Origin of the sequence: Chryseobacterium pennae (genome assembly GCF_003385515.1) — a bacterium.
GTDB classification, from domain to species: domain Bacteria; phylum Bacteroidota; class Bacteroidia; order Flavobacteriales; family Weeksellaceae; genus Chryseobacterium; species Chryseobacterium pennae.
Genome location: NZ_QNVT01000013.1, coordinates 79050 through 91970, shown reverse-complemented (window position 1 = coordinate 91970; position 12921 = coordinate 79050). Strand labels below are relative to the sequence as shown.

At 37.1% G+C, this 12921-nt stretch carries 10 protein-coding genes; 1 reads left to right on the top strand and 9 read right to left on the bottom strand.

Annotation, left to right across the window (positions count from 1 at the left end; genetic code table 11):
* Positions 1-54: 54 nt before the first annotated feature.
* From bioA to DRF65_RS14555, 5 genes are all read right to left on the bottom strand, one after another.
* Positions 55-1344: an adenosylmethionine--8-amino-7-oxononanoate transaminase gene (gene bioA, locus DRF65_RS14575; RefSeq protein ID WP_115971492.1), complete on the bottom strand. Its 1290-nt coding sequence runs from the start codon at positions 1342-1344 to the stop codon at positions 55-57.
* Positions 1345-1863: 519 nt separating this feature from the next.
* On the bottom strand, positions 1864-2850 hold the full coding sequence (gene bioB / locus DRF65_RS14570) for a biotin synthase BioB (RefSeq protein ID WP_115971491.1): 987 nt from the start codon (positions 2848-2850) through the stop codon (positions 1864-1866).
* Positions 2847-3458: a dethiobiotin synthase gene (gene bioD / locus DRF65_RS14565; RefSeq protein ID WP_115971490.1), complete on the bottom strand. Its 612-nt coding sequence runs from the start codon at positions 3456-3458 to the stop codon at positions 2847-2849. Before bioD ends, bioB begins: the two co-directional genes overlap by 4 nt.
* 43 nt (positions 3459-3501) lie before the next feature.
* On the bottom strand, positions 3502-4611 hold the full coding sequence (locus DRF65_RS14560) for an aminotransferase class I/II-fold pyridoxal phosphate-dependent enzyme (protein ID WP_115971489.1): 1110 nt from the start codon (positions 4609-4611) through the stop codon (positions 3502-3504).
* Entirely contained in the window at positions 4604-5227 is a 624-nt protein-coding gene (locus tag DRF65_RS14555; protein ID WP_115971488.1) for a hypothetical protein, read from the bottom strand. Before DRF65_RS14555 ends, DRF65_RS14560 begins: the two co-directional genes overlap by 8 nt.
* A gap of 66 nt (positions 5228-5293) precedes the next feature.
* On the opposite strand from DRF65_RS14555, the gene DRF65_RS14550 reads away from it, so the two are divergent.
* Entirely contained in the window at positions 5294-6781 is a 1488-nt protein-coding gene (locus DRF65_RS14550; RefSeq protein ID WP_115971487.1) for an aminotransferase-like domain-containing protein, read from the top strand.
* Positions 6782-6815: 34 nt separating this feature from the next.
* Here the strand turns inward: DRF65_RS14550 and DRF65_RS14545 are convergent, their stop codons facing one another.
* From DRF65_RS14545 to DRF65_RS14530, 4 genes are all read right to left on the bottom strand, one after another.
* The gene (locus DRF65_RS14545; protein WP_115971486.1) at positions 6816-7991 is read right to left on the bottom strand and encodes a PepSY-associated TM helix domain-containing protein; all 1176 of its coding nucleotides are present in this window, start codon (positions 7989-7991) and stop codon (positions 6816-6818) included.
* Positions 7992-7993: 2 nt separating this feature from the next.
* Positions 7994-10426, bottom strand: coding sequence for a TonB-dependent receptor (locus tag DRF65_RS14540; protein WP_115971485.1), 2433 nt, complete (start codon positions 10424-10426; stop codon positions 7994-7996).
* 494 nt (positions 10427-10920) lie between these two features.
* Positions 10921-11727 (bottom strand): alpha/beta hydrolase, encoded by an 807-nt coding sequence (locus DRF65_RS14535; protein WP_115971484.1) that lies wholly within the window; start codon positions 11725-11727, stop codon positions 10921-10923.
* A gap of 187 nt (positions 11728-11914) precedes the next feature.
* A complete protein-coding gene (locus DRF65_RS14530) occupies positions 11915-12889 on the bottom strand; it encodes a 3-oxoacyl-[acyl-carrier-protein] synthase III C-terminal domain-containing protein (protein ID WP_115971483.1) in 975 nt (324 codons plus the stop codon).
* Positions 12890-12921 lie beyond the last annotated feature (32 nt).

Here is a 12921-nt window from a genome sequence, read left to right as displayed (position 1 = left end):
TAGGCTCCTAAAACCTATAAGGTATATTAAAAAAATATTGTTTGAAGGAATCGTTTATCCGATAAACTCTTCCAAAACTTCCAGAATATTCCGATATACAAAATCCAATTCTTCGGATGTAGCACAATACGGAGGAACCAAATACATTACATTTCCCAATGGCCTCATAATGATTCCCCTTTTTAAAAATTCATTGTAAAGCTGTTTTCCTATCTCATTAAAATAAGAAGTTCCATGTCCGGTTTTAAAATCAAAAGCCAGAATAGTTCCGATCTGACGGGCATTTTCAACTTGCGGATGAGCAGCCAGTACTTTGACAAACGCTGAATGCTGCTGAGAAATACGTTTAATATTCATTTGGGTTTCTTCCTTAAGTAATAATTCCATGCTTGCCAAAGCTGCAGTGCAGGCTAAAGGATTAGCTGTAAAAGAATGGCCATGGAAAAGTGTTTTATATTTGTCATCAGACCAGAATGCCTCATAAATTGCTTTAGAGCAGGTTGTAATTCCCATGGGCATTGTTCCGCCTGTTAACCCTTTTGAAAAGCACATGATGTCCGGCTGTTCTGTAAGGTAATTGGCAGCAAAGAGTCTTCCCGTTCTTCCAAATCCTGTAAAAACCTCATCCTGAATCATCAGGATTTCCTGCTCTCTGCAGAATTTCATCAGGCTATCCAGATCTTCAGCGTTATACATCAGCATTCCTGCTGCACCCTGAACTAATGGCTCATAAATAAAACAAGCTACCTCATCGGCAATATCTTTAATCTGCGATTGTAAGTTTTGTAGATTATCAGCATTGGGGGTATCAATAAATACGACTTCAAACAGCCTGCTTTCAAAAGGTTTGGTCCAATAGCTTTTTCCGCTTACAGACATCGCTCCAAAAGTATCACCATGGTATGCATTTTTAAAAGCAAGAATCTTTGTTTTTTCTTTTCCCTGATTGTGAGCATATTGAATACACATTTTCAAAGCTACTTCTACCGCTGTAGATCCATTATCAGAATAAAAAACCTTGTCCTGATTAGCAGGCAAAAGCTTTAACAGTCTTTCCGAAAGCTGAGTGGCCGGCTCGTGAGTAAATCCAGCAAAAATAACCTGTTCCAGAGTATTGAGCTGTTCAAATATACGTTGGGCAATATAGGGATGAGAATGTCCATGCAGGGTTACCCACCATGAAGAAACCACATCCATATATTTTTTACCTTCATTGTCAAAAAGGTAAAGACCCTTCCCTTTTACAATGGGAATGATATTGTCAGCCGTTTTCATCTGGGTGTAAGGATGCCAGTTAACGGCTTTATCTCTTTCCTGAAGATTAGTTGGTGTAATTGTATCCATATTTGATATAAAATGTATTGATGGCAATAATATTTTCTGTTTTTAACGCAATGTTCGCTAAGGTTTTATAATCATACAGTATGATTTCTAAGATCGCAAGGGGTTTCACTCAGCTAAGACTGATCATTTGCTTACTAGAGCAAAAGTTTACTGTTTCTGCTGAATACAATGCCTTTGCGAACAAAAAATAAGCAGTTTCATTATGCATTCTTGCGGCCTTAGCGTTTAAATTATAATAAATAAGTGTTTCTGTTTTTAACGCAATGTTCGCTAAGGTTTTATAATCATGCAGTATGATTTCTAAGATCGCAAGGGCGTTTCACTCAGCTAAGACTGATCATTTGCTTACTAGAGCAGAAGTTTACTGTCTCTGCTGAATGTAATGCCTTTGCGAACGGAAAATAAGCAGTTTCATTATGCTTCTCTTGCGGTCTTAGCGTTTAAATTGTATCAATCATCTAAAATTAACGCGAAGACTGCTAAATATTAAAATCCAGAAACTCATTATTTATAATTGTCTTAACAACAGGTTTCTTTTTTCATCATCGGCTTTAATCCAAGAGTTTCCAGCATTTGCATATCTTCAGAAACACCCGGATTAGGAGTTACCAGTAATGTTTCTCTTTCTCCTGTGAAGATAGAGTTAGCACCTGCCATAAAACACCATGCCTGTTCCGTTTCTGTCATTTCTATACGCCCTGCACTTAACCTTACCATGGAAGAAGGCATCACGATTCTTGCAGTGGCAATCATTCTTACCATTTCCCAGGTATCTACTTTCTCGTTATCTTCCAATGGAGTTCCTTCTACTCTAGCTAAAGCATTGATAGGAACAGACTCCGGATGTTTAGGCATAGTAGCTAATGTCAACAGCATAGAAATTCTGTCTCTGTGTGTTTCCCCTAAGCCGATAATTCCACCTGAACACACCGTGATTCCTGCTTTTCGGACATTGTTAATTGTATTGATTCTATTATCAAAGGTTCTGGTAGAAATGATTTCTTCATAATACTGTTCAGAAGTATCAAGATTATGGTTATAAGCATATAATCCTGCTTCCTGAAGCCTTACAGCCTGCTCTTCGGTAAGCATTCCCAGGGTACAGCATACTTCCAGCCCCAATTCATTCACCCCTTTTACCATATCAATAACCCTGTCAAAATCACGGTTATTACGCACTTCACGCCATGCAGCCGCCATACAGAAACGGGATGAACCACTGTCTTTGGCTTTTTGAGCATGGGCAATTACGGTTTCAGTTGGTAACAAAGCCTGTACTTTGATATTGGTATGATAACGTGCTGCCTGTCCGCAGTATGAACAGTCTTCCGGACAGCCTCCGGTTTTGATGGATAATAAAGTTGAGATCTGTACCTCAGAAGGGTCATGCCACTCACGGTGTACGGTTGCAGCCTTATAAATCAACTCCATAAGAGGTAAATGATATATTTCTTCTATTTCTTCTTTGGTCCAGTTGTTTCTGATTGTTGTTCTGTCCATTATCATAATTTTGTTATTTTTAATTGTTTTGCAGTCGTTTTAATATGTTCCCTATTCGTACTTTCTATTTCCGGAATTTTGATAATTTTTGTTTCATCCGTAATAAAGTTTGAAATCACTCTTTCTGTATCTACAGGAAAGTCTCCGTTAAGAATCAGATATTCCAATGTGATGTTTCTTTGCTTCAGGGCTATTATAGAGAGTAAAGTATGATTGATGCAACCCAAATAATTTCTCACTACGAGGGCTGCAGGAAGCTTCAGCTTTTCAATCAGATCAATCATAAAAATATCATCCGAAAGCGGAACCATAAGTCCGCCGGCACCTTCTACAATCAGAGAGTTTTGAGTTTCAGGTAGTTGGAAATCTTCAAGCTTTATCCGTATATTTTCTGCTCCTGCAGATTGATGTGGAGATGCAGCCAATTGAAAGCGGTAAGTTTCCGGATAGCATAATGTATCATCTGTCCATGTCTCAATTTTATGACTGTCTGTATTATGCAGGTCTCCAGATTGTACGGGCTTCCAGTAATCTGCTTTAAAATATTGTACTAAAATGGCGGAACAGACTGTTTTTCCAATTTCAGTTCCTATTCCTGTTATAAATAATTTCATTCGGGTTCTTAAGTTGTATTTCTATGGATTTGGTTTTCCTTGTTTAAATGAAATCTCTAATAATTTCTGTAAGCCTGATAATCTCCGGCTCAGTATTAAAATGATGGAGACAGATCCGCAGCCTTTCAGTTCCTTCTTTTACGGTTGGACTGTAAATAGCATAGGTTAAAAATCCTTCGCCTGATAATGCTTTCTGTAAGGATTTCAACTTTTCATTATCAGGAATGATTATAGCCTGAATCGGACTTGTTTCCGAAGATGGAGATTCTACCCTTTGGTTTCTGAATATTTTTATGTTTTCCTGAAGCTGAAGGAGTAAATCCTGATGATTTTCTAAGAAATTGTAACCTTCTTTTATCCTCATCCATTGGAAGTCCTGTGCAGAAGTGGTATAAATAAATGGAGATGCAAAATTCACCAGATAAGATTTGATACTGTCATGGCAAAGTATTACTGCACCATGAGCTCCCAATGCTTTACCATAAGTGATTACATTAGCTGTAACCTGATCTTCCAAACCATATTTATTCACCAGGCCATATCCGAAGACGCCGAATGCATGGGCTTCATCAACAATTAAACTGGCTTCATACTTCTTTGCCAGTTCAGCAATCTCTTTGAGAGGAGCAAGATCTCCCTCCATAGAGTAAAGGCTTTCTACCGCAATATAGCAATGTCCTTCCTGCTTTTTTAAAATCCTTTCCAAATGCCCAGGATCATTATGCCTGAATTTCAATTTTCTGGCATTTGACATTTTACAGGCATCATGTACGGAACGATGTATCTGTTCATCCACGATAATCGTATCATGGCGGGCTGGGAGCGTTGAAAATAAAGCCAGATTAGCAGTATAACCCGACGCAAAAAGTAATGCAGCCCGAAACCTATGCTTTTCAGCGATAAAAATTTCTGCAGATTCAGCCACTCTGCTGTTTCCGCTAATGAGCCTGGAACCTGTGCTTCCCGAAAGCAGCTGAGGACTCTCATGGATCTTCTCCAGCATAATCCTTTGAAGGTCTTTACTTTGGGCTAATCCCAGATAATCATTGGAATAGAAATCTATCCCTTCAGCTTTTGGTTTTAGCGTTCTTAATATCCCCTCCTGCTTTCTTTTGTAAAGCGTCTCCTCAAACCGGTTGATGTTTTTAAGCATAATCCAATTGAGCCACTTCTTCCGTAATAGCATTGATCCATTGCTGATGCAGGTCTTTTTCTATTTCCAGAATATGATCTGCATGCAGCTGCCAGTTTTCAGAAAATTCATTAAGCTGATTAATCATCTCTTCCAGATGTCCTTCTTCTTCCAGGATAATAGATTTTACCATGATTTTAGAAGATTCTTCTGTAAGGATTTCCTGATACACGGGATAAAGTTCATCAGCACGCACTTCAATAGCATAAGTCACGAAGAGGTAAGCTGCATATTTCAGCTCTTCTTTAGTCAGCTGAAAAACATCCTGAAGGTACCTGCAGGCTTTAATATCCAATGAATGGAGATATTGCCGGGTTGCTATAGGAGCCAGTAATTCTTTGTTTTCATAAGTTTTGCAAAGTTCCGCATCTATTTTTCCAATCTGTTTTTTAAGATAGTAGGCGTGGCGATGTTCCTCAGCCGCATGTTTAAGCTGAATGAGCGTAACCATTACCGGATGTTCACATTTTGATATTTTCCTTGCGCCGGCATTTTCCATAAAAGAAAGAGTGTTTAGCCACTTAGCATGGGTGTTGCCATCCTGTACTATTCTTTTAAGCAGATGATGAAATTCCATAGATTTTTATTTTGATGTCAAAAGTAGTATATTGCCGGATGGTTACATGGTGCCAGTTTTTACATTATGGATAGTCCGGTTAAGATTCCTTATGAAAGTTTTATTAAAATAGATAGAAAATCAGAGACTTCTATCTATTTACAAATCGCTAATCAATTGGTGAATGCCATCCAAAGAGGTTTCTTACCATTTGGAACCAAACTTCCGGGAACCAGAGCCTTCAGTGAGATACTGGATGTACACAGAAATACAGCTGTAGCGGTATATGATGAACTGTCTGCACAAGGTTGGGTGGAAAGTTTTCCGAACAAAGGAACGTTTGTGATTGGAAAAGATCAAGAAAAGCCCATAAAAGTAAAGGACTTCGAGGAAAACAACCTTCAAAATTATCCTAAGAGCACAGGATTTACTTTTAAAACCTCCAATATTCTGGATAATCCCTTTGAGCATTCGGACTGTGAATATGTTTTTAATGATGGGGTTCCGGATATCAGGCTTACCCAGATCGGGCAGCATTCCCGGTTTTACAGTTCTATTCTTAAGCGGAAATCCAATCAGAAAGTTTTTGGTCATTATAATCATGATGGAAGTGAATTTTTCAAGGAACATCTGTCTCAATACCTTAATCTTTCCCGCGGCTTGCCTATTTCAAAGAACAATCTTCTGATTACCCGAAGTACAGAAATGAGTATTTATATTGTTTCCGAAATACTTTTGTCTGCAGGTGATACTGTTTTAGTAGGCGATTTGAGTTATTTTTCAGTGAATATGATCTTTCAAAAAGCAGGAGTAAATATTGTAACCCTTCCGATTGATGAAGACGGAATAATTGTAGAAAGTGTCAGAGAAGCCTGTCAGAAGAAGAAAATAAGGATGCTTTATCTTACTCCGCACCATCACTACCCTACAACGGTAGCCTTAAGTGCTCAACGGAGGCTGGAACTGCTGGAGTTGGCTCATGAATACGGATTTGTTATCCTTGAAGACGACTATGATTATGAATTCCATTATGATAAAAGCCCGATTCTGCCTTTAGCGAGTGCAGATACCAACGGAATGGTGATCTATATCGGATCTTTCGGGAAATCATTGGCTCCGGGGTTCAGGACCGGATTTATTGTTGCTCCCGAAAATCTGATGGTAGAAATGCGGAAACACCTTGGAATTATAGACCGCCAGGGTGATATCCTCATGGAAAGAACATTGGGGGAAATGATTGAAGAAGGAGAAATCAATCGCTATCTGAAAAAATCCTTAAAGGTATATCAGGAAAGGCGGGATCATTTCAGTGCCTTGCTCAAAGAAAATCTTGGAGAGGTGATCACTTTTGAAAAGCCTTCCGGAGGCCTTGCGATCTGGACGGAATGGAAAATCCCTGTTAATCTGATGCAGCTGAGCCGGAAATGTGCCCAGGATAATCTCTTTATCCCCAAAACCCTGCTTTATCAGAATAAAAATCTTACTGCAATGAGATTAGGCTTTGGAGACCTGAGCTTTGATGAAATGGAAAGAAGTATTGAAATTCTTTCGCAGAACACCCAATATTTCAGATAAAAAAAGCCTCTACAATGATAGAGGCTGATGGTATTTACTTTTTCCTGATTTGAAGTTTCTTCTTTGGTTTCTTCTTTTTTCTGTTTACATAAATGATGAATCCGGTAATAGGAAGCGAAGTAGCAATTATTCCGGCTAAAAGATACATAATTCGTCCGGTGACTCCGAAGATACTTCCTGTATGCAGGTCATAATTTCTTTCTCTTAAGGCAGTACCATACCCTATTTTTTCATCTTTATAAGCCTGATGTTTTAATATTTTTCCGGAATATTGGTCAAAATTATATTGTTCATTCTGATATTGTTTATTTCCGTAGGTTAATTCAGTATAATAAGTCCCTTCATCTGTTCTTGGGAAGTTAATCAATGCTGATTTTTTATTAATCAGATCTTTTTCTACTTTTTCGCCAATACTGTTCAAAATAAATTCACGGTTTGTAAACTCTTCTGAAGGAATGCTGCTTTTTACCTTTTGTTCAGCCGGTACGTTTCCATTCAAAGTATTTTTCACCCATTTATCTAAGTTTTCAAAATTCCAGATGAGTGCGGAATAAGAGATGAGAACCAAAGGAATTATGGCATAAAACCCCAAGACATTGTGAAGATCATAATTCACCCTTTTCCAGCTTGCTGAAGTTTTAATGAAGAACATGCCCTTCAGCATATTCTTACTCATCTTTTTAGGATACCATATGATGAGCCCGGAAAAAAGAATAGTAGCTAACATGAGTGTAGAATATCCTGTAATGGTTTTTCCTATTTTTTCCCCTAATAAAAGTCTTCGGTGAAGATCCAGTACAATTTCAAAAAAGTTATGTTTAGCATCTTCCACTTCATGAACTTTTCCTGTATATGGATCAATATAAACCCGGTAGTAATAAAGATAAGTCCCCCAATAGGTCAAGGCATCATTGTCCATTTTAAGGGTTCGGAACACATAAGTTCTTGATGGATCAGAAGAAATTTGAACTCTTTTGATTTTGAGTCCGTCAGGAAGTGCTTTTTCAGCTTTTAATGAAAGTTCGGAAAGAGATAATTTTTTGTCTCCAACAGTTTTTATAAAATACCTATCTGGATGTACAAGATGTTTTAACTCCTCTTCAAAAGCAAGAATACATCCGGTAGCCGCCATTATCACAACTACAAGCCCGGATGTTAATCCGAGCCATAGATGTAATTGAAGGGCTGCTTTTCTCAATGTAAGCTTCATGATTAAAATTTAAGACTTACCTCAGCAACAAAATTCCGAGGCATTTGGGCAACAATAACTCCCTGTCCTGCAAAATACTGAACATTCCCAATATTATTCATTTTAAAACCAATTCTATATCTTTCTTTTTCAAGAGAAACAGAAGCGTTCACAAGAGTATAAGCCGGGAAAGTAAACTTTCCTGTGGTTGTTTTATTTTCGCTGAGCTGGTGGCCAACACGATTAACTCCAAAACCTAATCCCAGACCTTGTAAATCACCGGATTGAAGAGTATAACTGATCCATGAGTTAAACACACTAGCCGGTCCCGCAGAACCTGGGCGGCGGCCATCAGATTCATAATCTCCTTTCACAGCTTTACTATCATTATAAGTATATCCGGTCATAATATTTAAACCCTGAATAGGATTGGCAATGATCTCTACTTCAATTCCCTTGCTTCTCTGTTCTCCATCCTGAATGGTAATCCTATAGCTTTGCCCATTTCGGATGACTTCCATATCTTTTGTCATATTATCAACCAATATATCATAATATCCTACTGTGAAGTTCAATCGGTTTTTCCAAAGATTTCCTTTGAATCCTACCTCCCATTGATTGGCTTTTTGTGGCTTCATATCTCCGCTATAATCTGCAAGTGGCTGGTTAACCGGAGGGGTATAACTGAAACCGTTCATATAGTTACCGTATACTGATAAACGATCTTTTAAGATCTGATAAACAACGCCCACTTTAGGAGATAATGCTGTTTGTTTAAAATCCAATGAACGCTTGTTTGTCATCAGATTGAGTTGTCCCTTACTTTCATAATGATCAATACGCAAACTTAATAGAGTAATTAATCTATCTGTGATATAAAGAGCATCAGAAAGATAAGCTCCATAGAGATTATTTGACGTTGAATTTCTTATAAGAGAAGCACCGGGCTCCTGCATTTTTTCTTGTATTTTTTTTAAAACAAGATCTTTTGAGATCAGACCATATCTAGGATCATCTGCTTGTCCGTTGATCTTATCATATACAGTGATTGGTGAATGGTTATTATTAATGGATTGGTTTAAATAATCCAGGCCGATCAGAACCTTGTTTTTGATTTTACCAATATGAAACTGACCGTTGAAGTTCTGCTGAACACTTGTAGAAGCTGCTTCAGAGTTCTGTGCCTGCACAGTACGCTCAAGCATGGCATCAGTATTTTTATCTCTTATAAATTGATACTGATATAAACCTTCTGTTTTCCTATAGTTCCTTGAAATTAAGGTTTGCGAAGTCCAGTTATCAGAAATTTTATAGTTAATCTCAGCTTTCACATTGGTAGATGGAGCCTTCAAAGTCATATCATTATTAGAATACGATCTTTTCCAGTCAAATTTAAGTTCATCAGGATTATGTGCCAGAAATGCACGCCCTCTTGGAAGGAAAATAATGGGCGTATTGGTTCCTTCGTAATTGTAAATCTGAGCTCCTAGGCTGAATTTCAGCCTGTCATTTACCTGATAGCTCAACGTTGGTGAAACAAAAAAGGACTTTCTGAATTCAGAATCCCTGAAACCGTTTTGGTATTGATAAGCAGCATTCAAACGGAATAATGTCTTCCTGGATTCTGTGATCGGTCCGTAAACATCAACAGTTGCACGATTCAGGTTGTAACTTCCAAGCATATAAGAAATTTCACCACCGAAATAATCTTTTGGCTTTTTGGTTACAAGATTAATAAGCCCTCCAAATGAAGTAACAGCACCTCCGTACAATGTTCCGGATGGACCTTTAATCACTTCAATACGTTCAATATCCGAAGGGTCTATTTCTCCATTGGTAGTTGCCGGAACTCCATCCACCATTGATATTTTTGTAGGAAAACCTCTAAGGCTGTAGTAAAAGCTTCCATCTCCGGAACCTCTTCCCGGACTTCCCTGCATTTTTACCATACCAGGAACATTTTTTACCACTTCCGAAACATCATAGGTAAGCTGCTCCTTCAGAATTTGTTGATTGATACTTGTATAAGCCTGTGGATTTTCCAGATTTTTCAAAGGCATTTTTGAGACGGAGATACTGTCTTTAGTCAGGAATTTGTTTCGGCTGAAGGCATATACTGTAATTCCTTCAATCTCATTGCTTTGTGTAGGAGCGAAAATGGTAGGTATTTCATAAATATCCTTTTCAATCCGGATTTTTTCCTGCATAAGCTCAATATCATTTAAGACTACCTGAAGCGTATATTCACCAGGAGCTACATTCTCAAAGTAATAATCACCTTGATGATTGGTTTTTGCCTGATAAGAGGTATTAACAAGTCTTAAAATAGCATTTTTTATAGGTAATTTTTCAGAAACCAGAACTTTCCCATGGATGCGCTCACTTTGCTGGGCAGATAAAGCAGGGGAAAATAGAGTAAGAGTTAACAGTAATATAGAGGTTTTAAGTATTTTCATGTTATAGTTTTTGTAGAAGTATATTGTTTTTCATGTGTTTGAATTGTAATTTCATAAAGTTCTTCAGTAGCATTTAAGTTCTAAAATTTTCCATGTATCATTTCTTAAGATTATTAAAAATTGAGTTACATAAAACAGGGGCATCATCCTACCTGCTGTTTGATGTGGAAGAATAAAGGAGTTATTCATATAGGTTTTATAAGTGTTTTAAAACGAATAAGTGGAGTTAACACTTGTCTTTATTGAGTTTATATTGAAGGAAATCAATAGGTTGAAGCAAGGCTTTGCAAGAAAATGTTTCATTAGTTTTTTAATTTATTCTTATTTGGAATAATTAAAAACAAAGATAGAAATAAATCACAATAACTCTAACTTTTTAATTGATAATCTAAAGAGTAATGAATTTTGGATAATCTAAGCTCGTTAACAACGAAAAAATCCTTTTTAAGGCAATGCTTAAAAAGGATTTTATGGTAAAATTTTAATGACCTGTACTATTTGAAATATTTGTCAAACAGAGTGAGCTGCTCAGAAAGTGAACGGCTCCAATATTGAGTATCATGAGCACCTAAGGATTCTGTATAAAGATGCTGGATTTTCTGTTCTGTAAGCTTGGTATGAAATTTTCTGTTTTGTCCGATCATCTGAACATCCTCAGTTCCACAGTCGAAAATATAACGTTGTCCGGCTGTTTCCATTAATTTGATCTTGCTGTCTGTAAGGAAGTTGGGATTTATTGATTCTAAAGGACCAAGTACCTTATTCACCATATATTTATTATACCCTTCCCCAAATACATTAAAGTCTAAAGCTCCACATGAACTTCCCACAATTCCAAATGTTTTGTTATAGGTAACGCCAATATTTGTGGCACCATAGCCACCCATGCTCCATCCCAGGATACCTCTGAACTTTTTCTCCGTTTTTACCGGATAGTTCTTATCAATAAATTCAACAAGTTCTTTTCCAATAAAGGTTTGGTATTGGGAATCTTTAACAACCGGGCTGTCTACATACCATGAACTGTAATTCCCATCAGGCAAAACGTAAATGGTTTTATACTCCTGAGCTTTCTTAACGATATCCGGAATATCCTCTTTAATGATCCTGTCCGGATTTCCGCTGAAACCATGAAGAATATATACGGATGGATACGTTGTATTGGGTTGTAAATTCGGAGTAATAATAATGGTTTTGATCTTTTTATTCATTTTAGGACTGAAAACTTCCTGATGAATGACCTTCTGTGCTGAAAACTGTGCAAAAACACTTAAAACAACAATGCTGATTAACTTTTTCATACTTTTTAAATTTAATTAATGATGAGCAGATCATGAAAATACATCGTATATAAATTTAAGATCTTTTACTTAAATAATCAATGGTTCCATAATCTTATGACATCGCAAAGTTGCACCGGAAAAAAAGGAAAAGCGTCAACATTTGTTGACGCTTTTGTTAATTTATTTCTTTAAGCATTTATGAGCATCAGTATTTCCAAAGCATTAAGCCTGCCTGATAGCCTGCCCCAAGTGTCCAGATGAGAATATTTTCCCCCTTTTGCAGCTTTCTTACATTCTTCCGGTATTGATGTAGTGCCAGTAAAGGACTTGAAGAACCTGTATATCCTACTTCTCTTGAATAAAACGGAACCTTTTCCGGAGGTAAATTAAAATGGTCACTAATAATATTAATATTTCTTAATGAAAATTGAGAAAATAAAAACAAGTCGATTTTTTCAATGCTCAGATGATTGCGTTCTAAAAAACTGTTCATATCATTCAGTGCAAAGTTGACACTGCCACTTCCATCGAAGCTCTTATCCCATAAAGTGACTTCATTAGGGTGGTAACAAGAATATCCGTTAGGAGGAAACAGTACCGTATTGCAGATACTACTGTCTGTATGGTAGAGAACATCCATTAACCCTGAAGAAGAGTCATCTTTTTCTACAATAAAGGCAAAAGAAGAATCCGAAAAGCAAAATGCCGTTACAGGGTTCTCAGAATCCACAATACCAGATAATTTTTCAGAACATATTATCAATGCTTTTTGGGCAGTATCGGATACGGATAGATATTTTGTAATTTGGTCCAAAGCCACAAAGGCTCCAATACAATTGGCATTGATGTCATAACACAGCGTATTGGCCTTGCCTTGTAATGCATGATGAATCTTGATAGCATCACAAGGAATGAGATGCTCTGAAGTGCTTGTTACAAATACAATCATATCAATATCCAAAGCGGAAGTATTACTTTCTCTGAGTACTCCTTTTGCTGCATGTATCGCCATAGACAATGTTGTCTCTTCAGAGTCTTCAGTTACAATATACCGATTGCTTCGCCCCAATACATTCTGAATCTTTTGCATAGATACATTTTGCTGTTCAAATTGCTTGATAACAAACTCATTGGTTTCAGCATATTCCGGATGATAAAAATAAGTATGACCTAATTTCATGGTTTTGGTTTTATTAATTTAATTATTTCCCT

Coding starts and splice junctions, on each gene's coding strand:
- DRF65_RS14530 (WP_115971483.1), bottom strand. CDS start 12,889: ATGAAATTAGGTCATACTTATTTTTATCATCCGGAATATGCTGAAACC.
- DRF65_RS14555 (WP_115971488.1), bottom strand. CDS start 5,227: ATGGAATTTCATCATCTGCTTAAAAGAATAGTACAGGATGGCAACACC.
- bioD (WP_115971490.1), bottom strand. CDS start 3,458: ATGAAATTATTTATAACAGGAATAGGAACTGAAATTGGAAAAACAGTC.
- DRF65_RS14545 (WP_115971486.1), bottom strand. CDS start 7,991: ATGAAGCTTACATTGAGAAAAGCAGCCCTTCAATTACATCTATGGCTC.
- DRF65_RS14560 (WP_115971489.1), bottom strand. CDS start 4,611: ATGCTTAAAAACATCAACCGGTTTGAGGAGACGCTTTACAAAAGAAAG.
- DRF65_RS14550 (WP_115971487.1), top strand. CDS start 5,294: ATGGATAGTCCGGTTAAGATTCCTTATGAAAGTTTTATTAAAATAGAT.
- DRF65_RS14540 (WP_115971485.1), bottom strand. CDS start 10,426: ATGAAAATACTTAAAACCTCTATATTACTGTTAACTCTTACTCTATTT.
- DRF65_RS14535 (WP_115971484.1), bottom strand. CDS start 11,727: ATGAAAAAGTTAATCAGCATTGTTGTTTTAAGTGTTTTTGCACAGTTT.
- bioA (WP_115971492.1), bottom strand. CDS start 1,344: ATGGATACAATTACACCAACTAATCTTCAGGAAAGAGATAAAGCCGTT.
- bioB (WP_115971491.1), bottom strand. CDS start 2,850: ATGATAATGGACAGAACAACAATCAGAAACAACTGGACCAAAGAAGAA.